Annotated in this window: 28 protein-coding genes; 18 read left to right on the forward strand and 10 right to left on the reverse strand. The window is 71.4% G+C overall.

The features are described 5' to 3' along the window. The first annotated feature begins 4 nt into the window (after positions 1 to 4). Together E4K62_RS13690 and E4K62_RS13695 are read left to right on the forward strand one after the other, a co-directional pair. Positions 5 to 430, forward strand: coding sequence for an arsenate reductase ArsC (locus E4K62_RS13690; RefSeq protein WP_135068330.1), 426 nt, complete (start codon positions 5 to 7; stop codon positions 428 to 430). A gap of 113 nt (positions 431 to 543) precedes the next feature. Then, entirely contained in the window at positions 544 to 2067 is a 1524-nt protein-coding gene (locus E4K62_RS13695; RefSeq protein WP_135068332.1) for a SulP family inorganic anion transporter, read from the forward strand. An 11-nt stretch (positions 2068 to 2078) separates the two neighbouring features. Here E4K62_RS13695 and E4K62_RS13700 read toward each other — a convergent pair whose 3' ends face one another. The 3 genes from E4K62_RS13700 to E4K62_RS13710 form a co-directional block, all read right to left on the reverse strand. Then, positions 2079 to 2606: a pyridoxamine 5'-phosphate oxidase family protein gene (locus E4K62_RS13700; RefSeq protein ID WP_167747794.1), complete on the reverse strand. Its 528-nt coding sequence runs from the start codon at positions 2604 to 2606 to the stop codon at positions 2079 to 2081. Positions 2607 to 2678: 72 nt separating this feature from the next. Then, on the reverse strand, positions 2679 to 3683 hold the full coding sequence (locus E4K62_RS13705) for an arsenic resistance protein (RefSeq protein WP_135068336.1): 1005 nt from the start codon (positions 3681 to 3683) through the stop codon (positions 2679 to 2681). Positions 3684 to 3712: 29 nt separating this feature from the next. Continuing rightward, entirely contained in the window at positions 3713 to 4099 is a 387-nt protein-coding gene (locus tag E4K62_RS13710; RefSeq protein ID WP_135068338.1) for a PPOX class F420-dependent oxidoreductase, read from the reverse strand. Positions 4100 to 4169: 70 nt separating this feature from the next. On the opposite strand from E4K62_RS13710, the gene chrA reads away from it, so the two are divergent. Continuing rightward, the gene (chrA, locus tag E4K62_RS13715) at positions 4170 to 5357 is read left to right on the forward strand and encodes a chromate efflux transporter (protein WP_240742700.1); all 1188 of its coding nucleotides are present in this window, start codon (positions 4170 to 4172) and stop codon (positions 5355 to 5357) included. A 3-nt stretch (positions 5358 to 5360) separates the two neighbouring features. Here the strand turns inward: chrA and E4K62_RS13720 are convergent, their stop codons facing one another. Both E4K62_RS13720 and E4K62_RS13725 read right to left on the reverse strand, forming a co-directional pair. Beyond that, positions 5361 to 5765: a hypothetical protein gene (locus tag E4K62_RS13720; RefSeq protein ID WP_135068342.1), complete on the reverse strand. Its 405-nt coding sequence runs from the start codon at positions 5763 to 5765 to the stop codon at positions 5361 to 5363. Further along, positions 5765 to 6523, reverse strand: a complete 759-nt coding sequence (locus E4K62_RS13725; RefSeq protein WP_135068344.1) for an MBL fold metallo-hydrolase — start codon at positions 6521 to 6523, stop codon at positions 5765 to 5767. The genes E4K62_RS13720 and E4K62_RS13725 overlap by 1 nt, the downstream gene beginning before the upstream one ends. Before the next feature lie 157 nt (positions 6524 to 6680). On the opposite strand from E4K62_RS13725, the gene E4K62_RS13730 reads away from it, so the two are divergent. Beyond that, on the forward strand, positions 6681 to 7637 hold the full coding sequence (locus E4K62_RS13730; RefSeq protein ID WP_167747795.1) for an SDR family NAD(P)-dependent oxidoreductase: 957 nt from the start codon (positions 6681 to 6683) through the stop codon (positions 7635 to 7637). Position 7638: 1 nt separating this feature from the next. On the opposite strand, the gene E4K62_RS13735 is transcribed toward E4K62_RS13730, so the two are convergent. Next, positions 7639 to 8061 (reverse strand): DUF2231 domain-containing protein, encoded by a 423-nt coding sequence (locus E4K62_RS13735; RefSeq protein ID WP_240742701.1) that lies wholly within the window; start codon positions 8059 to 8061, stop codon positions 7639 to 7641. Between the two features lie 98 nt (positions 8062 to 8159). Further along, positions 8160 to 9041 (reverse strand): manganese catalase, encoded by an 882-nt coding sequence (locus tag E4K62_RS13740; RefSeq protein ID WP_135068350.1) that lies wholly within the window; start codon positions 9039 to 9041, stop codon positions 8160 to 8162. Between the two features lie 226 nt (positions 9042 to 9267). Here E4K62_RS13740 and E4K62_RS13745 point away from each other — a divergent pair, with 226 nt between their 5' ends. The 3 genes from E4K62_RS13745 to E4K62_RS13755 are packed head-to-tail and all read left to right on the forward strand — an operon-like array spanning position 9268 to position 11482. Continuing rightward, the gene (locus tag E4K62_RS13745) at positions 9268 to 10308 is read left to right on the forward strand and encodes an iron-containing redox enzyme family protein (protein WP_240742702.1); all 1041 of its coding nucleotides are present in this window, start codon (positions 9268 to 9270) and stop codon (positions 10306 to 10308) included. Next, the gene (locus E4K62_RS13750; protein ID WP_135068355.1) at positions 10305 to 10505 is read left to right on the forward strand and encodes a CDGSH iron-sulfur domain-containing protein; all 201 of its coding nucleotides are present in this window, start codon (positions 10305 to 10307) and stop codon (positions 10503 to 10505) included. Before E4K62_RS13745 ends, E4K62_RS13750 begins: the two co-directional genes overlap by 4 nt. Then, positions 10502 to 11482, forward strand: a complete 981-nt coding sequence (locus E4K62_RS13755; RefSeq protein WP_135068357.1) for a glycosyltransferase family 2 protein — start codon at positions 10502 to 10504, stop codon at positions 11480 to 11482. The genes E4K62_RS13750 and E4K62_RS13755 overlap by 4 nt, the downstream gene beginning before the upstream one ends. Positions 11483 to 11515: 33 nt before the next feature. Here the strand turns inward: E4K62_RS13755 and E4K62_RS13760 are convergent, their stop codons facing one another. The 3 genes from E4K62_RS13760 to E4K62_RS13770 all read right to left on the reverse strand — a co-directional run bounded on the left by E4K62_RS13760 (position 11516) and on the right by E4K62_RS13770 (position 14185). After that, positions 11516 to 12688 (reverse strand): alcohol dehydrogenase catalytic domain-containing protein, encoded by a 1173-nt coding sequence (locus E4K62_RS13760; RefSeq protein WP_135068359.1) that lies wholly within the window; start codon positions 12686 to 12688, stop codon positions 11516 to 11518. 126 nt (positions 12689 to 12814) lie between these two features. After that, positions 12815 to 13138: a DUF7882 family protein gene (locus E4K62_RS13765; RefSeq protein WP_135068360.1), complete on the reverse strand. Its 324-nt coding sequence runs from the start codon at positions 13136 to 13138 to the stop codon at positions 12815 to 12817. 105 nt (positions 13139 to 13243) lie between these two features. Beyond that, on the reverse strand, positions 13244 to 14185 hold the full coding sequence (locus E4K62_RS13770; protein WP_135068362.1) for a helix-turn-helix transcriptional regulator: 942 nt from the start codon (positions 14183 to 14185) through the stop codon (positions 13244 to 13246). Positions 14186 to 14320: 135 nt separating this feature from the next. Here E4K62_RS13770 and E4K62_RS13775 point away from each other — a divergent pair, with 135 nt between their 5' ends. From E4K62_RS13775 to E4K62_RS13825, 11 genes are all read left to right on the forward strand, one after another. After that, positions 14321 to 14509: a hypothetical protein gene (locus E4K62_RS13775; protein WP_135068364.1), complete on the forward strand. Its 189-nt coding sequence runs from the start codon at positions 14321 to 14323 to the stop codon at positions 14507 to 14509. Positions 14510 to 14575: 66 nt separating this feature from the next. After that, a complete protein-coding gene (locus E4K62_RS13780) occupies positions 14576 to 15628 on the forward strand; it encodes an LLM class flavin-dependent oxidoreductase (RefSeq protein ID WP_135068366.1) in 1053 nt (350 codons plus the stop codon). A gap of 76 nt (positions 15629 to 15704) precedes the next feature. Continuing rightward, a complete protein-coding gene (locus E4K62_RS13785; RefSeq protein ID WP_135068368.1) occupies positions 15705 to 16139 on the forward strand; it encodes a hypothetical protein in 435 nt (144 codons plus the stop codon). Then, on the forward strand, positions 16139 to 16363 hold the full coding sequence (locus tag E4K62_RS13790) for a helix-turn-helix transcriptional regulator (protein ID WP_135068370.1): 225 nt from the start codon (positions 16139 to 16141) through the stop codon (positions 16361 to 16363). The genes E4K62_RS13785 and E4K62_RS13790 overlap by 1 nt, the downstream gene beginning before the upstream one ends. Then, positions 16360 to 17406: an NAD(P)-dependent alcohol dehydrogenase gene (locus E4K62_RS13795; protein WP_135068372.1), complete on the forward strand. Its 1047-nt coding sequence runs from the start codon at positions 16360 to 16362 to the stop codon at positions 17404 to 17406. Before E4K62_RS13790 ends, E4K62_RS13795 begins: the two co-directional genes overlap by 4 nt. Continuing rightward, positions 17403 to 18686, forward strand: coding sequence for an HNH endonuclease (locus tag E4K62_RS13800; RefSeq protein WP_135068374.1), 1284 nt, complete (start codon positions 17403 to 17405; stop codon positions 18684 to 18686). The genes E4K62_RS13795 and E4K62_RS13800 overlap by 4 nt, the downstream gene beginning before the upstream one ends. Before the next feature lie 170 nt (positions 18687 to 18856). Then, the gene (locus E4K62_RS13805; protein ID WP_167747796.1) at positions 18857 to 19690 is read left to right on the forward strand and encodes an ABC transporter ATP-binding protein; all 834 of its coding nucleotides are present in this window, start codon (positions 18857 to 18859) and stop codon (positions 19688 to 19690) included. Next, positions 19687 to 20451 (forward strand): ABC transporter ATP-binding protein, encoded by a 765-nt coding sequence (locus tag E4K62_RS13810; protein ID WP_135068378.1) that lies wholly within the window; start codon positions 19687 to 19689, stop codon positions 20449 to 20451. Before E4K62_RS13805 ends, E4K62_RS13810 begins: the two co-directional genes overlap by 4 nt. After that, positions 20444 to 21325, forward strand: a complete 882-nt coding sequence (locus E4K62_RS13815; protein ID WP_135068380.1) for a branched-chain amino acid ABC transporter permease — start codon at positions 20444 to 20446, stop codon at positions 21323 to 21325. Before E4K62_RS13810 ends, E4K62_RS13815 begins: the two co-directional genes overlap by 8 nt. Continuing rightward, on the forward strand, positions 21322 to 22419 hold the full coding sequence (locus E4K62_RS13820; RefSeq protein ID WP_135068382.1) for a branched-chain amino acid ABC transporter permease: 1098 nt from the start codon (positions 21322 to 21324) through the stop codon (positions 22417 to 22419). Before E4K62_RS13815 ends, E4K62_RS13820 begins: the two co-directional genes overlap by 4 nt. Further along, positions 22419 to 23645: an ABC transporter substrate-binding protein gene (locus E4K62_RS13825; RefSeq protein WP_135068384.1), complete on the forward strand. Its 1227-nt coding sequence runs from the start codon at positions 22419 to 22421 to the stop codon at positions 23643 to 23645. Before E4K62_RS13820 ends, E4K62_RS13825 begins: the two co-directional genes overlap by 1 nt. The last annotated feature ends 20 nt before the right edge of the window (positions 23646 to 23665 follow it).

Consider the following 23665-nt stretch of genomic DNA (forward strand, 5'->3'; position numbering starts at 1 on the left):
CACCATGACCCGACCCACCGTGCTGTTCGTGTGCGTGCACAACGCCGGCCGTTCGCAGATGGCCGCCGGCTACCTGCAGGCGCTCGCCGGCGACCGCATCGATGTCCGCTCGGCCGGATCCGAGCCCAAGGACGCCATCAACCCGGTCGCCGTGGCCGCCATGGCCGAGGAGGGCATCGACATCGCGGGCAACGCCCCGAAGGTGCTCACGGTCGATGCCGTGCGCGAGTCCGACGTCGTCATCACGATGGGCTGCGGCGACGCGTGCCCGATCTTCCCGGGCAAGAGGTACGAGGACTGGCAGCTCGACGATCCCGCCGGGCAGGGGCTCGAGGACGTTCGGCGCATCCGCGACGACATCCGCGGCCGCGTCGAGCGCCTCATCGCCGAGCTCGCGGACGCGGCGGAGGAGACCGCGCCGCCCCGGTAGAGTGCCTGTGCGCCGCGCTCGCCGGCGCCCCTTCCTCCTCCGTCGGTCACCGACCGTCCTGCGGTCCGGTGCGTTCGCATGCGTGGCGGAACGCCCTTCTCGACAGGAGCACGATGACCGCCGTCGCCGCGCCGGAACCCGCCACCCGCTACCGCATCGAGCCGACCGTGTGGCAGGCGCTGCGGAGCCCGCGTCTGCTCACGCGCGAAGTGCTCGCCGGTCTCGTGGTGGCGATCGCCCTCATCCCCGAGGCGATCGCGTTCTCGATCATCGCCGGTGTCGACCCGCGGTACGGGCTGTTCGCGTCGTTCATCATGGCGGTCACGATCGCGTTCCTGGGCGGCCGTCCCGCCATGATCACCGCCGCCACGGGGGCGGTGGCCCTGGTCATCGCTCCGGTCGCGCGCGAATACGGCATCGACTACTTCCTCGCGACGGTCATCCTGGGCGGCGTGATCCAGTTGGCGCTGGCGTCCCTGGGCGTGGCGAAGCTCATGCGGTTCCTGCCGCGCAGCGTCATGGTGGGGTTCGTCAACGCGCTGGCGATCCTGATCTTCGTCTCGCAGGTGCCGCACCTGGTGGGCGTGCCGTGGCTGGTCTATCCCCTGGTGGCGGCGGGCCTCCTCATCATGTACGCCATGCCGCGCCTGACCAGAGTGGTGCCCGCGCCACTGGTCGCGATCGTCCTGCTCACCGGTGCCGCGGTCGTGTTCTCCCTGAACGTCCCGACCGTGGGCGACGAGGGCGAGCTGCCCCGGAGCCTGCCCGAATTGTTCGTCCCGAACGTCCCCCTGACGTGGGAGACGCTCGGCATCATCGGCCCGTTCGCCATCGCGATGGCGATCGTGGGCCTGCTGGAATCGCTCATGACCGCCAAGCTCGTGGACGAGATCACCGACACGCATTCGCGCAAGACCCGCGAGGCCCTCGGTCAGGGGGCGGCGAACATCCTGTCGGGCCTGTTCGGCGGGATGGGCGGCTGCGCGATGATCGGGCAGACGATGATCAACGTCAAGGCCTCGGGTGCCCGCACGCGCATCTCCACGTTCCTGGCCGGGGTCTTCCTGCTCGTGCTCGTCGTGGTGCTGGGCGACATCGTCGCGATCATCCCCATGGCAGCGCTCGTCGCCGTCATGATCGTCGTGTCGGTGGCCACCTTCGACTGGCACAGCATCCGCCCGAGCACCCTGCGCCGCATGCCCAAGAGCGAGACGATCGTCATGGTGGTGACGGTGGCGGTGACCGTCTGGACGCACAACCTCGCGATCGGAGTGGGCGTCGGGGTCGTCGCGGCGATGCTCCTGTTCGCCAGGCGCGTCGCCCACTTCACCACCGTGACGCGGGTCGTGACGGCGACGGATGCGGCCGGCCCTGTGGCGCGTTACACCGTCGACGGCGCCCTCTTCTTCGCCTCCAGCAACGACCTCACCACGCAGTTCGACTACACGCGCGACCCCGAGCGGGTCGTGGTGGACCTGTCGCGCTCACACGTGTGGGACGCCTCCAGCGTCGCCGCGCTGGACGCGATCCAGACGAAGTACGCCCGCCTGGGCAAGACCGTGACCTTCGAGGGCATGAACGCGGCCACCACACGGCTGCACGACCGGCTCAGCGACGGGATCGACGCCGGTCACTGACGGCGCCCGGCTCACTCCTCGAACGGCGGCAGGTGCGGAATGGGGTTGGGGCGCGTGGACCGCGGCACGCCGCGGTCGACCGGCGGTGCGGTGGGTTCTTCCCGGCCGGCCGCGCCGCGTTCGCGGAACCGGCGCCCTGTCAGCACGGACGGCGCCAGCCGGATGTAGAACGGCTTGATCGTGATGCTCGCCGTGGTCAGCTGCGCCACGCCGCTGCGACGGATCTCGTCGTCGGTGGTGACCTGCGCCGCGTCGCCGCGCACGACGACGCTCCAGTGGATGTCATCCTCGTTCCCATCCACCTCGAAGGCGACGCCCGGATTGACGCGGATGTGGCGGAGCTTGCTGTCGTTGGCCGTGCGGATGTAGAGGTACCCCTCGTGGCTGGTGTAGTTCACCGGGAACAGCTCGGGTGCACCCGACGCATCCAGCAGCGCCAGCCTGCCCATGCGCGTCCGCTCCAGGAGCGCCCAGCACTCCGCCGTGGTGAGGTGCTCGATCCGATGGTCGCGGTCGGATCCAGGGGAAGTGTCGACCATGTCCGTCTCCTCCATCGCGTGTCGGGTGCGTAGTCCGGTCAGGCGCAATCTACGTGCCCGTCCGGCTCTTGGCTACCGGGGTGCGCGATTTCCCTGAAGTGCTCCGGCCGTCATGACATCGGGTCGCCGCATCCGTCGGAACACCGCCACGAGGACCACCATCACGAGCAGTTCCACGAGAGTCTGGGTGACCACCACGAGCGGCGCGAGGTGCAGTGCGGGAGGCAGCGCGAGGGCCAACGGCAGGACGACCAGCGAGTTGCGGGTGACACCGCTGAAGACGACCGCCGTACGGCCGGGGCGGTCGAGCCGCGCGGCGCGCGCGATCCCGGCTCCGAGGGGCACCATCACGATGGCGAACAGCACGAACACGGGGACCACCGGGAGCAATTCGGTGACGGCGCCGCCGGCACGGGCGGCCTGGGAGGCGACCACGACGAGCAGGGTGAGCGCCATCAGCGGCACGACGCCGCCCTGGGCGGCGTCGGCGGTGCGGCGGAGCCGGGGGAGGCTGCGACCCAGCAGCTGGGTCAGGACGGCCAGCCCCACGGGAGCGGCGACGACGAGGAGGAATGCTTCGGCGAACGGCCGGAGGTCGACGGCGGCGAGCGTGTGCTCCCCGCCCAGGAGCCACAGGTACCCCGGCAGAAGCACCATCTGGCCGATCGTGAGCACGGGAGTGGCGACGAGGAGCCGCTCGCGGTCGCCGCCGGCCATCCCGGAGAAGACGATGACGTAGTCCACGCAGGGCGTGAGCAGGACCAGGAGGACGCCGATCAGGAGCGCGCTGTCGTGGGCGACGAGGCGACTCAGCCCGAACACGACGGCGGGCACGACGGCGAAGTTGAGCACCAGGACCGCGACCAGCAGGCGCCCGTCGCGGAACACCCCCGCCAGAGCCGGAAACGGCACGGCCAGGAACGTCACGTACAGCAGGGCCGCGAGAACGGGGGTGATCGCGTGTTCGAGGGGACGGGCGGCGGCGGGCAGCACGAGCGCGAGCACGGCACCGGCTGCGATGCCCGCCACGGCCAGCGGCACCTGGCGCGCATCCATCCACTGGGTCAGGCGCGACATACGCCCATCCTGGGGCATGTCGCGAGGTGTCACTCCGCCGGGTCGGTGATCACGAGAGCGACGGAGGAGGTGTCCTTGCGCCGGCCGACGCGGATCAGGCGGTACTTCATGCCGTACTTCGCCTTCAGAGCGGCGTCCAGCCGTGCGCGCGTCTGTTCACTCGCGTCGACCACCGCGTGCGCGGTCGCCGGCGTCGCATCCGGTGCGATCCTGCCGCGCACGTCGCACGGGGTGACGGTGACGCGAGGGGTGTGCCGCAGCCGCTTGACCTTGCCGGACGTGCCGCCGGTGGTCACCAGCAGGCGGTCACCGTCCCGCACGACCCACACCGGGGTGGCCACCGGATCGCCGTTGCGGCGATACGTGACGAGGGAGACGTACTCGTGGTCGGCCTTCTCGGCGAGCTCGTGGCGCATGCATCCAGCATCCCAGGGTGCGTGGCGGGTCGTTCACCCGGGGTTCAACCGCCGGTGGTGGACTGGATGGGTGCGAGGCTCGATCGGCGAGGTGTTCCGCGCCTTCCTGAAGCTGGGGCTGACGTCCTTCGGCGGCCCCATCGCCCACCTGGGCTACTTCCGCGAGGAGTTCGTCGCGCGGCGCCGCTGGCTCGACGACGCCGGGTACGCCGATCTGGCCGCGCTGAGCCAGTTCCTCCCCGGCCCTACCTCGAGCCAGGTGGGATTCGCCCTCGGCCTGATGCGGGCCGGCGTCGGGGGCGCGTTCGCCGCCTTCGCCGCCTTCACGCTGCCCTCCGTCGTGATCATGGTGGCGCTGGCTGCCGGCGCTGCGGTGCTGTCCGGGCCGATCGCCGCCGGCGTGGTGCACGGACTCACCCTCGTCGCCGTCGCGATCGTCGCGCACGCGGTGTGGGGGATGGCACGCACCCTCGCCCCGGACCCGCGGCGAGCCACCATCGCCGCGGGGGCCGCGCTGCTCGCCCTGGTCCCCGGCGGGTCGGCCGGGCAGCTCCTCGCGATCGCGCTGGGCGCTGCGGCGGGGTTGCTGCTGTGCCGGGGGCTGCCCCGCACCGCCCCCGCCTCGCCGCCGATCCGGGTGCCGCACGCGGCGGGCGTGGCGTGCCTCGCGGCGTTCGCCGTCCTCGTGGTGGCGCTGCCGCTGCTGGCAGTCGCGACCGGCGCGGGTGGCGTCGCGCTGTTCGACGCGTTCTTCCGCGCCGGCTCCCTCGTCTTTGGCGGCGGCCACGTCGTCCTGCCCCTGCTGGAGACGGCGGTCGTCGGCAGCGGCTGGCTCGGCGCGGATGCCGTGCTCACCGGCTACGGCGCCGCCCAGGCGCTGCCCGGGCCGCTGTTCACCTTCGCCGCCTACCTGGGCGCCCTCGTCGACGTCGGCCCGGGTGGCGTCCTGGGTGCGGGCCTGGCCACCGCCGCGATCTTCCTTCCGGGGCTCCTCCTGCTGGTGGGGGTGCTGCCGTTCTGGAGCGCGATGCGACGGCGCACGTGGACCGAGCCGCTGCTGCGCGGGGCGAATGCCGCCGTCGTGGGGATCCTCGGCGCCGCCCTGTATACGCCGTTGTTCACCACGGCCATCGGCGGCGCCGATGACTTCGCGCTCGCGCTCGGATGCTTCGTGCTGCTGTCGGCGTGGCGTTGGCCGTCGTGGGCCGTCGTTCTGGTCGGCGCAACCGGCGGTCTCGCCCTCGCGCTGGTGCCCTGACCGTCAGGCGACCCGCGGGCGCATCACCATGCGCGCCGTGGCAAGGGACACCGCCCCGAACGCGGCGGACAGGACCCCTTCCAGCGGGGCCGCGCCCACCGTCAGCAGACCACCCAGGTGGGGATCCACCAGAGTGCATCCCGCGAACGCGAGACCAGCGGCGCCGACCACCAGGAGGGCGCGGCTCATGGCGGCGGCGCTCTCGCGCAAGACCGCTGTCCCCAGAAGCACGGCGCCGACGGCCCGCAGCACGTCGAGCGGCGGGTCCGAGCTGAGCAGCCCGAGGAGGATGGTCGCGCCGGGAAGGAGACCGGCGAACGCCGCTGTCGCAAGCAGCGCAGCCTGCGCTGCCGCGACGCGCCGGGCGATCCGCCGGCGCAGCGCGTCGGGGTGCGCCGCTTCGGTCATCAGTCGATCCCCACCGCCCGCGCGTGGGCCGCGGCATCCGCTGCGCCCTGGCGGAACGGCTCGCCGTGACCGGGCAGGACGACGCCTGCCGCCGTGGCGGCGAGCGCGTCGAGGGCGGCGAGAGCGGCATCGGCGTCGGCCGTTGCGGCACGGGCGACGACCCGGGGACCGGTTCGCCCCGTGTACGGGTCATAGGTGACCAGCGCGTCGCCGGAGAAGAGCAGACCGCGGTCGGGGAGATGGAACGCGCAGTGGCCGTAGGTGTGGCCGGGGGACGCGACCGGGATCAGCCCGCCCGGCAGGGGCGGCACCTCCCCCGGACGCACGTCTCCCTGGGCGTCGATTCCGTGCACGCCGAGCGCTCCGGCCGCCACCATGCGGGCCAGCACGGGCAGCGCGCCGGGGTAACGCACGGGGTAGGTGAGACGTGGTCGCTCGTGGGCGTAACGGTACGGATGGCGTGCGAGGGCGACGTCCTTGTCGTGCACGTGCACGGGGACGTGGTGGTCGTGCCACAGCCGATCGCACATGCCGACGTGATCGAAGTGCCCGTGCGTGAGGTACACCGCCGCCAGGTCGTCGGGAGCTCGCCCGATCGAGGAGAGCGCGTCCCGCAGCAGCGGCCACGTGCGGGGCAGGCCGGCGTCCACGAGCACCGGCCCGTCGTCCGCGTCGATGAGGTAGCAGTTCACCGCGGCACGGCTGATGCGGAGCACCCCCTCCGCGACGGGGAAGACACCATCGGGGTTACGCGTCATGGGCAACACTGTGCGGGAGGTGGTGGCGCGGCGCGGACGGGGTTGCCTCCGGCCACCCGTCCTGGTACTCGCCCGGGTGCCGCATCCGCAGCCTGTCAACCCTCTCCGCCCGCGCGGGATCAGCGCCGTACGGTCGCGGTCGATGAAGGAGGAACGGATGGGACAGCGCGGACGGGTCGTGGTCGTCGTGGGTGCCTCGCGAGGGATCGGGCGCGCCGTCGCCTACCGGCTCGCCCGCCGTGGCGACCGCCTGGTGGTGGTCGCGCGCGACGAGGAGGCGCTGGCCCGGACGGCCGAGCACTGCCGTGCGCTGGGGGCGCAAGTCCTCGCCGTGCCAGCCGATGTGACGGACTCCGATGCCCTCGGCTCCGTCGTCCGCAGCGCGGTGGAGCGTTTCGGGCGGATCGACGTGTGGATCGGCGTCACCGGGGTGCTGGCGTACGGAACGGTCGAGCAGACGCCCACCGCCGTGTACCGACGGGTCCTGGAGACGAACCTGATCGCCCAGATCGACGGGGTCCGCCGGGTACTCCCCGTCTTCCGCGCGCAGGGGTCGGGGCGCATCATCCTGATCGGGTCCCTGTACTCGCGCGTGACGGCGCCGTACGTCTCGGCGTACGCCGCGAGCAAGTTCGGCCTGCTCGGTTTCGCCGGCTCGCTCCGGCAGGAGCTGCTGGATGCACGGGGAATCGACGTGCGCGTGATCATCCCCGCCACGATCGACACCGCCGTCTACCAGCGCGCGGCGAACCTCACCGGTCGCGTGCCGCGCCCCATCCCGCCGGTGGTGTCGCCGTTCCGGGTGGCACGGGCCGTCGAGAGGTCGACGCGGGGCCGGGGGGCGCCGGTGATGCCGGTCGGCCGGGTGCAGTCCGCGCTGATCCCCTTCTCGGCGGCGTTCCCCCGCGTGTTCGACCACGTGGTGCGCCTGTCCATGGAGACCCTCGGTCTCACCCGCCGCCCGGCCGACGACACCCTGGGAACGCTCGATCGGCCGCACCATGACGCCGGACGCGTGACGGGCGGATGGCGCTCGCCCGGGCTGCGCGCCGGGCTGGTCGCTCTGGCCCTCGCCGGCGCCGCCGCCCTGGCGGGCCGACGGCGCCGGCAATGAGTCACGCCCCGACGTAACCCTCCCGTTGGGTGGTCTCATCCGCGACGCGCACGCCCCATCGGTAGGAGAGCTTTCCGCCGAGCCATCCGGAGAACCCGAGAACGAGCAGAGCGGCCGCCGTGATCGCCAGCGCCCACGGCGAGATGTCGTCTCCGACGGCGAAGCGGATCACCAGCACCACGGCGAACAGCACGATCGCGCCCGCGTTGAGCGTCGCGTGCAGGAGCGCCGTATGGCGCGCCGGAGTGCCGCGGGGGATGCGCGACAGATCCAGCAGTCCGAACACGACCGCCACGAGTGCGCCGGCCAGCCCGATGATCACCAGAACGCGGGCACCGATGGCGTAAGGCGCGGGGTTCTCGGCGAAGAGCCCGAGCAGATCGAACACGAGAGTCGCCGTCCAGGCGCCGATGGGGATGGTCACCGCGATGGGGTGGAACGGATGGCCGTAGGGCCCGGCGAGCGGACTGCGCGGGACCTTCGCACTCCGCATCGCCGGGTAGGCCGTATCGGGCGAGGATTTCATTCCTTGTGCAGCGCGTCCTGGGCGCGGCCGGCGAGCTTCTCCATCGTGTTGGGCAGCTCGGTCGTGCCGTAGAAGCGCGAGTCGGGGTGCGTGGGAGGCGGCATCGGCACCTGCGACTGCGGCTCGGCGACATAGGTGAACTCGCCCTTGCCGTCCGGCGTGGGACCGGAGGCCCACCGGCCTTCGGCTGCGGCCTGACCGTCGGAGAAGTTGAGGTACTGGTACGACACGGTCCGATCCTCCTTCTCGAGCGGGAAGTTGCTCGGCACGGGGAGCGACTCGAGGCCCTCCTCCTGCAGCTCCGCGGCGGCGGCCAGCCACTGGTTCTGGTGCATGGTGTCGCGGGCCAGGAGGAACGCGAGAAGGTCCCGCACGCCGTGATCGTCGGTCATGTGGTAGAGCCGCGCGACCTGCACGCGCCCCTGCATCTCGGCGTTCGCATTGGCCTGGAAGTCGGCCAGGAGGTTGCCGCTGGCGGTGATGTAGCTGCCCTGCCACGGGTTGCCCATGCTGTCGACCGGCCGCGCGCCGGCGCCCGCGACGATGCCGTGCTGGATGTCGGTGCCGCCGATCACCGCGGCGACGGTGGGGTCGTCCTGCACGGCCTCTTCGGTGATGCCCAGCGGCGACTTCTCCAGCAGCTGCGCGATCATGACCGCGAGCATCTCCACGTGCCCCATCTCCTCCGCTCCGATGCCGAAGACGAGGTCGCGGTACTTGCCCGGGATGTGCATGTTCCATGCCTGGAACTGGTACTGGAGGGCGACGGTGATCTCACCGTACTGTCCGCCCAGGACCTCCTGGAGTTTGCGTGCGTAGACCGCATCCGGCTTGTCGGGCGTGGCCTTGTGCTGCAGCTCTTGCCGGTGGAAGTACATCGTGTGTCCTCTCCGCGCCGACGGGGGTGGCTGGGAGGCCGGGCGGCGCCTGCCCACGAAACGGCCGATGCCGCGGATCCTCACGGGGGTTGCCTTGCGCGCCCTCTCCGTGCACAATCAGCGCCCGGACCGGAGTGGCTCACCCGCCGACGATTGTCAAGGGCACCCGGCACCCGCACCGGGCGGGGGAAAGTGGAAGGGTCTCACCCTGCAGAACGGAGTGCCTGTGACCGTCGTCGATCTCGCCCCATCGGCCGTGGGGGTCCCCTTCTCCCCGCGAGGCCCGCTCAGCGACGCCGTCCTGCGCGCCCTGGCCGGCGACGGCCAGGCAACCGGGCACGTCGCCGCCGCCGCGGATGCCCTGGGCCGCGCCGAGGACATCGCGCGTGACGACGACATCCAGCTGGCGCTGTTCGCCCTGTACGCATCGGCGTACGGGTCGATCGACGGCTTCTCCGCGGATGTGGAGTGGGACCCGGAGCTGGTGCGGACGCGACGGATGCTGGAGCAGGCGTTCGAGGCGGAACTGCGCTCGAGCGTGCCGGTGCCTGCGCTTCCCGAGCCCACCGCCGACGCCGTGGCACGGCTGCTGTTCGAGATGACCTCCGCCGACACCGGACCGAGCCTGTCCCGGCACCTCTTCCGCAAGGCCACTCGCGAGCAGGCCCAGGAGTTCCTCATCCAGCGCTCGATCTACACGCTACGCGAGGCCGACCCGCATTCGTGGGCGATCCCCCGGCTGCGGGGCCGGGCGAAAGCTGCCCTCGTCGAGATCCAGTCCGACGAGTACGGCGGAGGCCGGCCCGAGCGGATGCACGCCGCCATGTTCGCCGCATCCCTTCGTGGCGCAGGGCTGGATGACGCCTATGGCGCGTACGTCGATCGGGTGCCGGCGATCACCCTCGCCTCGCACAACGCGATGTCGATGTTCGGGCTGAACCGGCGTCTGCTGGGGGCGATCGTCGGCCACCTCGCCGCTTTCGAGATGACCTCCTCCATCCCCAACAAGAAGTACGCCGACGGGCTGCGGCGCCTGGGCTACGGCGAAGACGTCACGGACTACTTCGACGAGCACGTCGAAGCCGATGCGGTGCACGAGCAGATCGCCGGCCGGGACATGGCCGGCGCGCTCGCCGAGGACCGCCCCGAGCTGCTGCCCGACATCCTCTTCGGCGCATCGGCGTGCCTCGTCGTGGACGGCTGGGTGGGCGCGCACATGCTGGACGCGTGGGAGCGGTCGGAGTCATCGTTGCGGGAACCGGCATGACCGACGAGCGCGTGACCATCACCGCGTACCCCGACGGTCCGCTCCTGCTCCGGGGCGATGTCGACCTGCGCACTGCGGACGGCGAACCTATTCCCCGAACGCGCCGCACGGTGGCCCTGTGCCGCTGCGGACTGTCGACGATCAAGCCGTTCTGCGACGGAACCCACAAGGCGGCGGGGTTCCGCACAGACGAGTGAACGCCCCGCAGCGGATCACCGCCGAGTACGTCCTCCCGCTGAAGTGGAGCGACGAGGCGGGAGTGGCGGAGCTCACCGACTACCTGCACCGGTTGGTGCAGTGGATCGATGTCACCGTGGTGGACGGATCCGATCCGGATCTGTTCGCCGCGCACGCCGCCGCGTGGGGCGACGCCGTGCGCCATGTCCCGGTCGCCGTGCGTGCGGGCGCGAACGGGAAGGTGCGCGGGGTGCTCACGGGGATCGCGGCGGCCCGCCACGAGCGCATCGTGCTCGCCGACGACGACGTCCGGTACGACGCGGCGGCGCTGGCCCGCGTCGTGGCGGCGCTGGCGGACGCCGACCTGGTGAAGCCGCAGAACCACTTCCGCCCCCTGCCGTGGCATGCTCGCTGGGACACCGGCCGGACGCTCATCAACCGCGCTCTGGGCGGGGACTATCCGGGGACGTACGGCGTTCGCCGGTCGGCGCTGACGGCCACCGGTGGGTACGACGCCGGCGTGCTGTTCGAAAACCTCGAGATGGAACGCACCGTCCGCGCCGGCGGCGGCCGCGTGCGCGCCCTGCACGATCTCTACGTGGTGCGCCGCCCGCCCTCCATACGCCATTTCCTGGGTCAGCGTGTGCGGCAGGCCTATGACAGCCTCGCCCAGCCCGGCCGGCTGGTCGCCGAACTCGCGATCCTCCCCGCTCTGCTGCTCGCCCGGCGGCGGCGGGCGGTACTGGCTGCGCTTGCGGGCGCGGCGATCGTCATCGGGGAGGTCGGGCGGCGACGCGGCGGCGGTGCGCGCGTGTTCCCGCCCACCGCGGCGCTGTGGGCGCCGGCGTGGGTGCTGGAGCGCGGCGTGACCGCATGGGCGGCGCTCATCCTGCGTGCGCGCGGCGGTGTGCGCTACGCCGGCGACCGGCTCTCACGCGCCGCCACCTCGAACCGCATCCTGCGCGCGCGACACGCGCCCGCACGCGCCCAGTACTGAGGCCGTCGGCTCCCCCGGTTGCGCGAGGGCCCCTCAGGGCTGCAGCACGACCTTGATGCATCCGTCCTCTTTGCGCTGGAAGGTGCCGTAGAGCTCGGGCGCCTTCTCCAGCGGCGCGCGGTGCGTGACCAGCTGCTCGGTGCCGAGGGGGTCGGCAGGATCCTCGACCAGGGGCAGCAGATCGTCGATCCACCGCTTGACGTTGCACTGCCCCATCCGCAGCGTCAGCTGCTTGTCGAACATCGTCTTCATCGGCAGCAGATCGGCGTCGCCGGCGTACACGCCGCTGATCGACAGCGTGCCGCCGCGGCGCGCCATGTCGATACCGGTGTGCAGAGCGGCCAGGCGATCCACGCCGGCGCGTTCCATCAGCGGGCGGGCGAGGGCGTCGGGCAGCGCGCCGATCGCCTGGTGCGCGAGATGCACGCCGGGGCTGCCGTGCGCCTCCATCCCGACCGCGTCGATGACGGCGTCGGCGCCGCGACCCTCGGTCACGTCACGGATGCGCTGGAGCGCATCGTCGTCCTCCCACGCCTCCACCCCGAACCGCGTCGCCAGTTCACGGCGCTCGGGCACGGGGTCGATGCCGATCACGCGGTGGCCGCGGTGAACCCCGATGCGTGCGGCGAACTGCCCCACGGGCCCGAGCCCGAGCACGACGAGCGTGCCGTTGTCCGGCAGGTTCGCGTATTCGACGCCCTGCCATGCGGTGGGGAGGATGTCACTGAGGAAGAGGTACCGGTCATCGGGCAGCTCCTTGCCCACGAGCACGGTGTTGTACTCGGCCAGCGGCACCCGCAGCATGCCGGCCTGCCCGCCGGGGACCTGGCCGTACAGCTTGGTGTAGCCGAAGAGGGCCGCCCCCGACCCGTACTCGGTCACCTGTGTCGTCTCGCACTGGGACTGCAGGCCGCTGCGGCACATGAAGCAGTGCCCGCACGCGATGTTGAAGGGAACGACGACCCGATCTCCGGGCCGGAGCGTCGTGACGTCGGAGCCGACCTCCTCCACGATGCCCATCGCTTCGTGCCCGAGGATGTCACCGGGGTCCAGGAAGGGGCCGAACAGTTCGTACAGGTGCAGATCGGAGCCGCAGATGGCCGTCGACGTGATGCGCACGATCGCGTCGGTGGGCTCCTGGATCCGCGGATCCGGGGCGTCCCGCACCTCGACCTTGCGCTTGCCCTGCCATGTCAGTGCCTTCATGCCGTCACCACTCCTCCGCTCGCGCAGGACGCGACCAGCGCGTCCCCACGTTCCGAGCTTGGCGGGCGATCCGATGCGTCGACCGGGGATTGACAGTCCTGCTGCCGCCGGACTATCGCCGCCCGTTCACCCCCATTGCGGCGAGGCGGAACTCCCCTGAGGCTCGGGCACCACGTACAGCCCGTGGGGCGCGTTGGCGGTGTACATCAGGGCGTCCAGCCACGCGCGGTTGAGGGACGGGGGGCGTCCGCCGTAGTACTTGAACGCGAACGAAGCCGCCGGATGCATCCACACCGAGCTGCGTCCGCCGCCGGTGGTGGCGTCATCCTTCCATTGGAAGTAGAACGGCTCGCCGCGTTTGAGCTTGTTCCCGATCACGACCTGCAGATGTGCAAGGACCCGGTCCTCGAAATCGACCCGGACGAGGTCCTCGTAGATGAACTTTCCCACCGGGACCCCTCGCGCTCTGATGCCCTTCCACCTTCGCGCACGGCGCGCGAAGCCCGGCCACGGGGAACCGTTGAGCGCAGGCGCGGGACGGAATGCGAAGCATTCCTACGTGTCGCGCAGCGTCTCGGCGGGAGCGTGGCCGTAGCGGCGCCGGTAGTACGCCGCGAAGCGGGACGGGCTGCCGAAGCCCCACCGGCGGGCGACCGTGGCGATCCCGCTCGCGCCATGGGCGAGGTCGTCGTGCGCGCCCGCCAGGCGCACCGAGCGCAGATACTCGGTGGGCGGCATCTCCCGCGAGCGCCGGAAGGCGTACTGCAGGCCCCGCGTGGAGATGCGGGCCGCGGTGGCGATGTCGTCCACGGTGATCGGCTCCTGCGCGTGCGCCTCGATGAACGCGATCGCCCGGCGGACCGTGGCCGGTGCCGGCCGGGTCTGGGCGGCACGTTCGAGCGCCTCCTGAAACGTGGTCGAGAAGGCCGACAGGGTCGCCAGCGTCGCATGCCGGTGCAGCTCCGCCTCCCACACGCCGTCGCCGTTCTCCTCCGTCGCGGCCGCCACGGAGGATTCCCGGATGTACCGGTAGGCCCGTTCCCATTGCCGTGCAGCCGCGACGCTGGTCGGCGGCGCCTCCGTCGCCCGCAGCACGAGCCGATCATCCCCCGAGATACGGCGGGCGGTGTGTTCGGCCTCCCGGCGATCCAGGACCAAGGCGCGCACCTGCGCCCTTCCCACCCACCGGGCGCGCATGCCCCGATCGGTGGACAGCCAGGGCAGCGAGGGGTCGAGGTCTTCGTGGTCGTTGCCGACCCACCCGTCGGCGGTCACCACACGGCACGCCATCAACTCGTCCTCGGGCTGCACGACCGAACGCACGGAGGCGGTGAGATCGTACGAGACGACGGTGAGACCGCGCACGGTCACCGAGGTCCAGTCGAACGCGAGCGGACGCCGATCGGCTCCGTCCAACCGGGCGGAGGGCACGACGCGCCGCCACACGGACTCGACGTCCTCGGCGCCGCGCGCACGCGCGCGAAGAACCTGCGCCACCGCATCCCCCTTCCGCGTGCCGGGCAGTCTTCGACTTTCTCACCAGACGAATAGGGAGCGGCGCACGTCGTGTCAAGGGCGTACTGGCCCGGCGGGCGGTGAGGTGCGATGGAAGACCCGACGAAAGGAAACGGCATGTCCGACCCCGCCGCCCCGCAGAACCCCGAGCCCGACCTCCGCACCGACTCCGGCTACCCCAACCGCGACCGCGCCGATCTCGCCCAGCAGGCGCCGGCCCAGGCGGATGACGCGGCCATCGCCGAGCACGCAGCCGACGTGGACGGCACCGACGACGAGCACGACGACCCCACGGCCGCCCAGTGACGCCGGCGGCCCCCGGCCGCATCCATTCACGGGAATACGAGTGCCCGCAGGGCGGTTGACGGGAGCATGCAGCGATTCGGCACCCTCTCCTTCGGCCGCTACGGGCCCCTCGGGCGCGGACGGGAGCTGACCGCCGCCGACATGCTCCACCAGGCGGTCGACCTGGCGCAGGGCATGGACGAGCTGGGTGTCAACGGCACCTACTTCCGCGTGCATCACTTCGCCCGCCAACAGGCCTCACCGATGCCGCTGCTGGCGGCCATCGCCGCGCGCACGCGGCGCATCGAGGTCGGTACGGGCGTCATCGACATGAGGTACGAGAACCCCCTCTACCTCGCCGAGGAAGCCGCGGCAGTGGACCTGCTCAGCGACGGCCGCCTGGCCCTGGGGGTCAGCCGTGGTTCACCGGAGACGGTCGTCCGCGGGTACGAGGCGTTCGGTTACACCGGTGCGCAGGATCCCCGCGGCGCCGACCTGGCGCGAGAGCATTTCGATCTGTTCCTCCGCGCCATCGAGGGCGAAGGTCTCGCCGACCGCGACCCGTCCAGCCCGTTCGGAGGTGGCGTGGGACGGCAGCGGGTGGAACCTCACTCCCCCGGCCTGCGCTCGCGCGTGTGGTGGGGCGCCGGAAACCGCGACACCGCCGCGTGGGCGGGACGGAGAGGCGTCAACCTGATGTCCTCGACCCTCCTGACCGAGGCCGATGGACGCGAGTTCGATCTGCTGCAGGCCGATCAGATCGACGCCTTCCGCTCCGCGTGGCGGGAGGCGGGGCACCCCGGCACGCCCCGCGTCTCGGTCAGCCGGTCGATCTTCCCCATCACGACGGCAGAGGACGCGCTGTACTTCGGTCGCGCGGGCGAGGAGGGCGGCATCGGCATGATCGACGGCTTCCAGGCGACCTTCGGCAAGACCTACGCCGCCGCTCCCGACGTGCTCATCGAGCAGCTGCAGCAGGACGCGGCGATCGCCGCCGCCGACACCCTCATGCTCACGATCCCCAGCCAGCTGGGCGTGGAGTTCAACCTCCGCGTCGCCGAGTCGTTCGCGAAGTACGTCGCCCCCTCCCTCGGCTGGAAGCCGACAGGGGAGAGCACGCGCGAAACCAGCCGCGTGTAAAAAATTCTTGACATGGATGCTGCGGCGTCCCATACTTCAGAGTGTCAAAGATTCTTGACACTCTGAGGGGGATGCCGTGGTCTACCAGGAACGCAACACGTGGTCGCAGCTCATCGTCACGCTCGTGGCCATGACGGTGTACATCATCGTGGTCCTGCAAGCGGCCGGCGGTGGACCGCTGACTGACGTCCTCTGGTGGCCGATCATGCTGTGGACGATCCTCGGCAGCATCGTCGGCTCGATCCTCCTCAGCATCGTGTGGGGCATGATCGCCGGTGCCCGCGACCCTGACGGGGTGGGCGTGGCCGACCTGCGCGACCGCGACATCGCGCACCTCGGCTCCCGGGTCGGCCAGGCCTTCATGGTCATCGCGGGGCTCGGCGTGATCGCGCTGTGCGCCCTCGAGGCATCCTGGTTCTGGATCGCGAACACCATGTTCTTCGGATTCGCCCTGTCGGCTCTCGTCGGCGGCATCGCCCAGGTCATCGCCTACCGCCGAGGACTGGCCTGATGGTCAAGCCCACGAAGGTGGTCAACGACATCCGGGCCCTGCGTGAAGCCGCGGGCCTCACCCAGGCCGAGCTCGCGCGCCGCATCGGCGTCACGCGGCAGACGCTCATCGCCATCGAACAGGGCAGGTACTCACCCACCCTGGAGCTGGCCTTCCAGATCGCCCGCGTGTTCGGGACCCCCCTCGACGCGGTGTTCCGCTACCCCGAGGAGGAGACCTCATGACCACGCACGCCACGGCCGTTCCCACCACCATGACCGCGTGGGCGCAGCACCGCTACGGCGACGCCGATGCCGTCGCCCCCGAAGACCTGCCGGTCCCCTCGCCGGGGCCCCATGACGTGCTCGTGCGCGTCCATGCCACCGGGCTCAACTCCGCCGACGCCCGCGTGATGCGCGGCGACCCGCTGATCCTGCGCCTGGTCTTCGGGTTGCGCCGCCCCCGGACCGCGGTGCAGGGCCGCGACATCGCCGGCGCCGTGGTCGCTGCAGGCGACGCCGTCACGACGCTGCAGGTGGGCGACGCGGTACTGGGCGAGACCACCGGCGGCGGTCTCGCGCCCTTCGTCGCCGTGCCCGCCGCTCGGCTCGTGCGCCGCCCCGAGGGTCTCGACGACCTCGTCGCAGCCACGCTGCCGATGGCCGGCGGCACGGCGTGGCAGGCGCTCGCGCTCGCCGGGATCGACGGCGATGCCGCCCGAGGCGCGCGCGTGCTGGTCGTGGGCGCCGGCGGCGGGGTGGGCCACTTCACCGTTCAGCTGGCGGCGCTCCGCGGAGCCGAGGTCACTGCGCTGGCGGGGCCCCGCGCCCTTCCGGTGGTCACGGCGCTCGGGGCCACGACCGGGCTCGAGCACCGGCGCACCGACCTGTCGCAGCTCGCGGCGGCATCCTTCGACGCCGTCGTGGTGATCGCCGGCGATCATCCCCTGCGCCACCTGCGCCGCCTCGTCGTCCCCGGCGGCACCGTGGTGCTCGTCAGCGGCGGCAGCCGCCCCGTGACCGGCCCGCTGGGGGTGATCCTGCGCGCCATGGTGCTGTCGATGTTCGGATCGCGGCGCCTGCGGCCGCTGGCAGCGACGGCGAAGCCGGAGATCACCGCGGAGCTCGCGCGCCTGGCCGCCGCGGGCGACATCACGCCGCACATCGAACGCGTGTGGCCGCAGACGCAGGCCCGTGCCGCGCTGGCCCACATCGACGCAGGGCACACGGTGGGCAAGGTGGTCGTGCAGGTGGGAATGTCGGAGGTACGTTCTAACCTCTTCCCATGAGCACAGATGCAACCCACTCGGCGGACGACGCCGACGCGGGGCTCGAGGCTCTCTGGGAGGACAACCCCGAGCTGGCCGGCGTGCTGGATCCGCTGGATCTCGTGACGGAGACATCGACGATGATGGCGGTGTTCGCCGCGCAGCGGTTCGAACGGGTCGAGGCGATGCATCGAACAGCGCTCACCGAGGTGACCACGTTCCGCGGCGCCAGCCCGGAGATCATCGAGCGCTCGCTGCGTCTGGAGCTTGCGGCGGCGCTCCAGATGACCGAGCATGCCGCAGACCAGCTCCTGATCACCGCCGAGGGGCTCGTCACCCGCTACCCCTCGATGCTTGACTCGCTGCACGGGGCGCGAACGACCGAGCGGCACGCAGAGGTGTTCGTCGAACTCGTCGACACCGTCGAGCCGGCGCTCCGCCCGCAGGTGGTTCCGCTGGCAGTGGAGCTGGCCGAGGCGCACCCGCTCGGCGCCTTTCGCCGCCTGCTGCGCAAGCTCGTGGAGACGGTCCGGGCGGCGACGCTCGAGCAACGCCACCGCGACGCGATCGCGCAGCGCCGAGTCGTTATCGAGCCGGCCGCCGACGGCATGGCGTGGCTCCTCATTCACCTGCCGGCTGTGGAAGCCCACGCCGTGCACAACCGTGTCACCGCCATGGCCAAGGTGCTGGCGGCAGAAGAGGGTGAGTCGCGCACGCTCGACCAGCTCCGCGCCGATGCCGTCGCCGACCTGCTCGTCGACGGGGTCGTCCGGCAGCATCCCACCGCCGCCCGTGGGATCCGCGCGACAGTCGCCGTCACCGTTCCGGCGATGGCGCTCCTCAGTGACGAACTGGCCGGGCAGAGCGAGCCGGCCGTCGTGGAGGGGGTCGGTCCCATCCCCATCGAGCAGGCACGGGAGCTGTGCGGCACCGCCGATAGCTGGATGCGGATCCTGACCCACCCCGAGACCGGGACGGTCCTCTCGGTGGGCCGCAAGAAGTACCGACCCCCCGCCCCGCTTCGGCGCCTGGTCCGCTGGCGAGCCGATCGATGTATGGGTCCGGGGTGCGCCATGCCTGCCGCCCGATGTCAGATCGATCATCAGGTCGCGTGGGAAGACGGCGGACGAACAGAGCTTTCCAACCTCGCCCCACTGTGCCAGGGCCACCACACCGTCAAGCATCACGGCGGGTGGGTGGTGCGACAGCTCGCCGGCGGTGCGATCGAGTGGATCTCACCCCTCGGCCGACGCTACGTCGAACAGCCCGAGCGACGGGTCCCGGTCTTCCGCGCCGCGTGAACCTGACTCCGCCTCCCGCCAGTCGGGTGACTCACAACCGGACACCTCTGACCCGATTGACATCAACAGCATCGATGACCGGTATAGCTAAATCACTCTGACGCATATCGCAGGGCGCTCATACGATGGCGACGAGGCACCCCCTCACCCACCCGACGACATCAAGGATGATGACCCTGGACAGCGACGCGACCGTGCGCACGCACGACAGAACGGCCCTCGCTCCCGCGCTGACGATCAGCGACGTCGGGATCGGATTCCGCGGCGTCCGCGCGCTCGACGACGTGAGCTTCGCCATCCCGCGCGGGGGGACGAGCGCGGTGATCGGCCCCAACGGAGCGGGCAAGACGACCCTCTTCAACTGCATCAGCGGCATCTACCGCCACGAGGGTGAGATCGCGCTGGCCGGACGCCCGATGAGCGACATGCCGGCGCAGGCGCGCGCGATCGCCGGCATCGCCCGCACATTCCAGACGCCCACGCTCCTGCCCGACCTCAATGTCTTCGAGAACGTGCTGCTGGGTGCGCACGGCGGGATGCGGGCGGGGATGTGGGCGGCCGCCCTGCGGATCGGCCGGGCGAGCCGCGAGGAGCGTGCCGTGCGGCTGGACGCGTGGGAGCTCATGGGCCCGCTCGGACTCCAGCCGCTGGCCCTGGCGCCCGTGAGCAGCCTGGCCCACGCGGATCGCCGACGCGTCGAGATCGCCCGCGCACTCCTGTCGCGTCCGCAGCTTCTGCTGCTGGACGAACCGGCCGCCGGCCTCAGCGCCGACGAGGCCGACGAGCTGCTCGGATTCATCGCCGAGTTCGGCGCCGCGTCCGACATGACGAGCCTGCTCGTCGAGCACGACGTGGGACTGGTCATGCGCGTCGCCCGGTTCGTCGCGGTGCTCGATGCCGGGCGACTGCTGGCATCCGGAGACCCCGCGACCGTCTCGGCCGATCCGCTCGTGATCGCCGCCTACCTGGGTGCCGACGCACCCGCCGACGGGGAGCTGCCATGACCATGCTCATCGCCGAGAACCTGCGCGCCCGCTACGGCGGCGTGCAGGTGCTCCACGGTGTGGACCTCGCGATCGAGGAAGGCGAGATCGTGGCGCTCCTCGGTGCGAACGGTGCGGGGAAGACGACGCTGCTGCGCGCCCTGTCGCGTCAGGTCGCGTCCTCCGGCGCGATCACGCTCGCCGGGACCCGCATCGACGGGCTGTCCACCGCCCGGGTCGCGCGCCTCGGCCTGGGTCATGTCCCGGAAGGTCGCGGCACATTCACCGAGCTCACCGTCGAGGAGAACCTGCGCCTGGGCGCTCTGGCCCGCCCGCGCAATCTGCGTGCGCGCACGGCGGCCGACCTGGACCTGATCTCCGAGACCTTCCCCGTCCTGCACGAGATGCGATCGCGTCAGGCCGGCGCGCTCTCCGGCGGCCAGGCCCAGATGCTCGCCGTCGCGCGGGCCCTTCTTGCGCGGCCCCGCCTGCTCCTGGTGGACGAACCGTCGCTGGGGCTTGCCCCGCTGACGACGCTGGAGCTGTTCAACCGTTTCCAGTCGCTGCGCGACGCATGGTCGCTCACCATCCTGCTCGCCGAGCAGAATGCCCGGCTGTCCCTGCGGATCGCCGACCGGGCGATCGTGCTCTCCCGCGGCAGCGTGGCGCTGGAGGGACCGGCCGCCGAATTGCAGGATCACGACGCCCTGCGCGCCGCCTATCTCGGCGACGCTCACTCCCCGGCGGCGACCTCCCCGTCTGAAGGAGCACTCGATGACTGAGTTCTTCCAGATCCTGCTCGACGGCCTCACGACCGGAACGGTCTACGCCGCCCTGGCACTCGCCCTCAGTGTGGTGTTCCAGGGCACCGGGATGCTGAACTTCGCCCAGGGCGAGCTGGCCGTCGTCGCGGCCTTCATCGCGTACACGGTGCTGCTGGGCGGGATCCCGCCGTGGCTGGCGATCCTCATCGCCGTCGCCGCATCCGCGGTGATCGGAGCTCTCCTGCACGTCGTCGTCGTCCGCTGGGTCGACACCCGCAACGAGGGCGTCCTGATGGCGATGGGCGTCGCGCTCCTCCTCGGTATCAGCGCTCTGGCGAGCATCATCTGGGGCACCGACCCGCGCAGCTTCCCGAGCCCCTTCGGGTCGGGCATCATCCAGTTCGCCGGGCTGCGGCTGACATACCAGCAGGCCGGCGGCGCGCTCCTGGTGATCGTGGCGATGGCCCTGACCGCACTGCTGTTCCAGAAGACGCCCATCGGACTGCGCCTGCGCGCCGTCGCGCAGAACGCCCCCTCCGCTGCGCTGCTCGGACTGTCCGCACCGGTGTGGCTCGCGCTCGGGTGGGCCGTCGCCGGTGCCGTCGGCGCCGTCGCGGGAGTGGTGGCCGCGCCGACGCTGGGACTGTCGCCGCAGATGATGAACTTCCCGCTGCTCATGGCGCTGTCCGCCGCGACCCTGGGCGGCCTCACCAGCCGCGTCGGGGCGGTCGTGGGCGGCCTCCTGATCGGCGTGGTGACAGCGTTCGCTGGCCGCTACATCCCGTTCCTCGGCGGCGACCTCAACATCGTCGTGGCGTTCGTCCTGATCGTGATCGTCCTTCTGATCAAGCCCGGCGGGCTCTTCGGAAGAGAACGGATGGTGCGCGCGTGACCCCTCCCGTCCCCTACCCCGCCGAGCGGCCGTGGTTCCGCACGCCCCGCGGGCTGGGCACCCTCGCCCTCCTGCTCGTCGGCGTGTGCATCCCCTTCCTGGTGAGCGACTACGACCTCTTCAACGCCACCCGGGTGCTCGCCATCGCCCTCGGCGTCGCCGGGCTCAACCTCCTCGTCGGCTTCTCCGGGCAGATCAGCGTCGGTCACGGCGCGATCTTCGGCATCGGCGGGTACACGACCATGCTGATGATGCTGAACCTCGACACGCCGTGGCCGCTCGCGCTCGTCAGCAGCGTCGGAGTCGGGCTGCTCGTGGGCGTCGTCATCGGGATCCCCGCCCTCAAGCTCGGCGGTCTCAACCTCGGTCTGTTCACGATCGCGATCGCCGCCGTCTTCCCCCTGCTGATGAGCAGGTTCAGCGACGTCACCGGCGGCACGGTCGGGCTCGCGCTGCCGACCTCTCCCTTCACGGCGACGGCCGGCCTCACCTCCGCCCAGCTCGGCTTCCTCTTCGCCCTGCTGGCGCTGGCCGGCACCCTGGGGCTCCTGCGCAACCTCACCACCGGGCGGTTCGGCCGCGCCTACGCGGCCGTGCGCACGAACCGGATCCTCGCGATGGCCAACGGCGTGCGCGTTCCTCAGCTGAAGCTCATCGCATTCGTCATCAGCGCCGCCGTGGCCGGATTCGGCGGCGGGATCCTCGTGCTCGTCCTGACGGTGGCGACCCCCGACAGTTATCTCCTGACGTTCTCGCTGATCCTGCTCATGGCCACCACCGTCGGGGGCAACCGGTCCTGGATCGGCGCGATCGTCGGCGCCGGCATCGTCGTCTACCTGCCCGATTTCGCCAGCGACATCCTGCCCGGTCAGGCCTCCGGCCAGTTCGCGCAGCTCATCTTCGCGGTGCTGCTGGCGGTGTGCCTCATCTTCGCGCCGGGCGGTCTCGCCGGCTGGAGCTCGTCGCTGGCACGGCGTGCGCGCGGGCTCGCCGTCCGGCGAGCGCCTGCGACCGAGTCCCCCGCCGCATCCGCGCACCCGGAACCGAAACCCGAATCACCACCCGCACTCACACGAAAGGAAGCGAATCGCTGATGAAGATGTCACGCCGAACTCGCCCCGCCCTCATCGCCGTCACCGCGGCGACCGCCCTCGCAATGCTGCTCGGGGGGTGCACCGGCCGGCAGGCCGCGACCGAGCCCGCCGAGGGCGCAGCCGACGACAGCCCCATCGTCATCGGCGCCAGCTGGCCGCAGAGCGGACCGCTGGCCGCCGCGGCCGCGGGCCTGCACGGCTTCCAGGCCTACATCGAAGCCACGAACGCCGACGGCGGCATCGACGGCCGGCAGATCGAGCTGGTCACCGCCGACGACGGCTACGACCCGGCCCGCCTGGCAGACAACCAGCGCAGCTTCGTCGAGAAGGACGGCGCCATCGCGGTGGTCAACTTCGGCGGCATCGCCGTCCCCGGCCGGCCGTACCTCAACGACAAGAAGGTCGCCCAGATCGCGCTGGCCGGGCAGACCCCGCTCAGCGACGTGGAGAACTTCCCGTACACGCGCGCCTTCTGGCCCGACGTGGCCTGGGAGGGCGAGCTGCACGCGCAGTGGCTGACCGAGAACGCACCCGACGCGGTCGTGGGGTTCATCGGCTTCAACAACGACCTGAGCGAGAGCCACATCGCCGGCCTGGAAGCCGGCGGCGTCACTCCGGCACAGGTCGCGACGGTTCCGCCCGGCACGGCCGACCTCAGCGCGCAGGTCAGCCAGTTCCAGGCGGCAGGCGTCGACACGGTCATCATCAACATCGGCGCGCCCACGATCGGCGCCGTCACGGCGTACATGCACGAGATCGGGTACGAGCCGACGCTCCTGCTGGCCGGCAACATGGCGGACTTCGTCACCGTGGTCGACCCGGCAGGGGCCGAGGCCGTGCGCGACGCCTACGCGTTCCACTGGGGCAAGGACCCGGCAGACCCGAAGAACGACGAGGACGAGGCGACGCAGGCGTTCGTCGCGGCCATGACCGAGCACGGCTACGAGAGCGACATCCGCCAGGCGCTGGCGTTCAACGGCTACGGCCTGGGCGCGGCGCTGGTCGAAGCCCTGAAGTCGGCGCCGGAGATGACGGCCGACGGCCTGCTGGAGGCATGGGACTCGCTGGCGGACACCCCGAACCCGTACCTGCAGGACGGCATGACCCTGGACGCCGGCTTCGGCGGGCGCCTGATCTTCGAGGTGCAGCTCACGCAGTTCGACGGGACCAGCTGGCAGCCGCAGGGCGAGCTGATCGACCTGCGCGAAGCGGGCATCGTCGACTGAGCCGCGACGCCGCCCCGCGC

The organism is Microbacterium wangchenii, assembly GCF_004564355.1.
GTDB classification, from domain to species: domain Bacteria; phylum Actinomycetota; class Actinomycetes; order Actinomycetales; family Microbacteriaceae; genus Microbacterium; species Microbacterium wangchenii.

Excerpts from the sequence above, each read along its gene's own strand:
- E4K62_RS13810 (WP_135068378.1), top strand. The coding sequence starts at position 19,687 with ATGACCATGCTCATCGCCGAGAACCTGCGCGCCCGCTACGGCGGCGTG.
- E4K62_RS13700 (WP_167747794.1), bottom strand. The coding sequence starts at position 2,606 with ATGGTCGACACTTCCCCTGGATCCGACCGCGACCATCGGATCGAGCAC.
- E4K62_RS13695 (WP_135068332.1), top strand. The coding sequence starts at position 544 with ATGACCGCCGTCGCCGCGCCGGAACCCGCCACCCGCTACCGCATCGAG.
- E4K62_RS13825 (WP_135068384.1), top strand. The coding sequence starts at position 22,419 with ATGAAGATGTCACGCCGAACTCGCCCCGCCCTCATCGCCGTCACCGCG.
- E4K62_RS13740 (WP_135068350.1), bottom strand. The coding sequence starts at position 9,041 with ATGTACTTCCACCGGCAAGAGCTGCAGCACAAGGCCACGCCCGACAAG.
- E4K62_RS13790 (WP_135068370.1), top strand. The coding sequence starts at position 16,139 with ATGGTCAAGCCCACGAAGGTGGTCAACGACATCCGGGCCCTGCGTGAA.
- E4K62_RS13795 (WP_135068372.1), top strand. The coding sequence starts at position 16,360 with ATGACCACGCACGCCACGGCCGTTCCCACCACCATGACCGCGTGGGCG.
- E4K62_RS13815 (WP_135068380.1), top strand. The coding sequence starts at position 20,444 with ATGACTGAGTTCTTCCAGATCCTGCTCGACGGCCTCACGACCGGAACG.
- E4K62_RS13800 (WP_135068374.1), top strand. The coding sequence starts at position 17,403 with ATGAGCACAGATGCAACCCACTCGGCGGACGACGCCGACGCGGGGCTC.
- E4K62_RS13750 (WP_135068355.1), top strand. The coding sequence starts at position 10,305 with ATGACCGACGAGCGCGTGACCATCACCGCGTACCCCGACGGTCCGCTC.
- E4K62_RS13725 (WP_135068344.1), bottom strand. The coding sequence starts at position 6,523 with ATGACGCGTAACCCCGATGGTGTCTTCCCCGTCGCGGAGGGGGTGCTC.
- E4K62_RS13720 (WP_135068342.1), bottom strand. The coding sequence starts at position 5,765 with ATGACCGAAGCGGCGCACCCCGACGCGCTGCGCCGGCGGATCGCCCGG.
- E4K62_RS13775 (WP_135068364.1), top strand. The coding sequence starts at position 14,321 with ATGTCCGACCCCGCCGCCCCGCAGAACCCCGAGCCCGACCTCCGCACC.
- E4K62_RS13710 (WP_135068338.1), bottom strand. The coding sequence starts at position 4,099 with ATGCGCCACGAGCTCGCCGAGAAGGCCGACCACGAGTACGTCTCCCTC.
- E4K62_RS13805 (WP_167747796.1), top strand. The coding sequence starts at position 18,857 with ATGACCCTGGACAGCGACGCGACCGTGCGCACGCACGACAGAACGGCC.
- E4K62_RS13690 (WP_135068330.1), top strand. The coding sequence starts at position 5 with ATGACCCGACCCACCGTGCTGTTCGTGTGCGTGCACAACGCCGGCCGT.
- E4K62_RS13730 (WP_167747795.1), top strand. The coding sequence starts at position 6,681 with ATGGGACAGCGCGGACGGGTCGTGGTCGTCGTGGGTGCCTCGCGAGGG.
- E4K62_RS13780 (WP_135068366.1), top strand. The coding sequence starts at position 14,576 with ATGCAGCGATTCGGCACCCTCTCCTTCGGCCGCTACGGGCCCCTCGGG.
- E4K62_RS13705 (WP_135068336.1), bottom strand. The coding sequence starts at position 3,683 with ATGTCGCGCCTGACCCAGTGGATGGATGCGCGCCAGGTGCCGCTGGCC.
- E4K62_RS13760 (WP_135068359.1), bottom strand. The coding sequence starts at position 12,688 with ATGAAGGCACTGACATGGCAGGGCAAGCGCAAGGTCGAGGTGCGGGAC.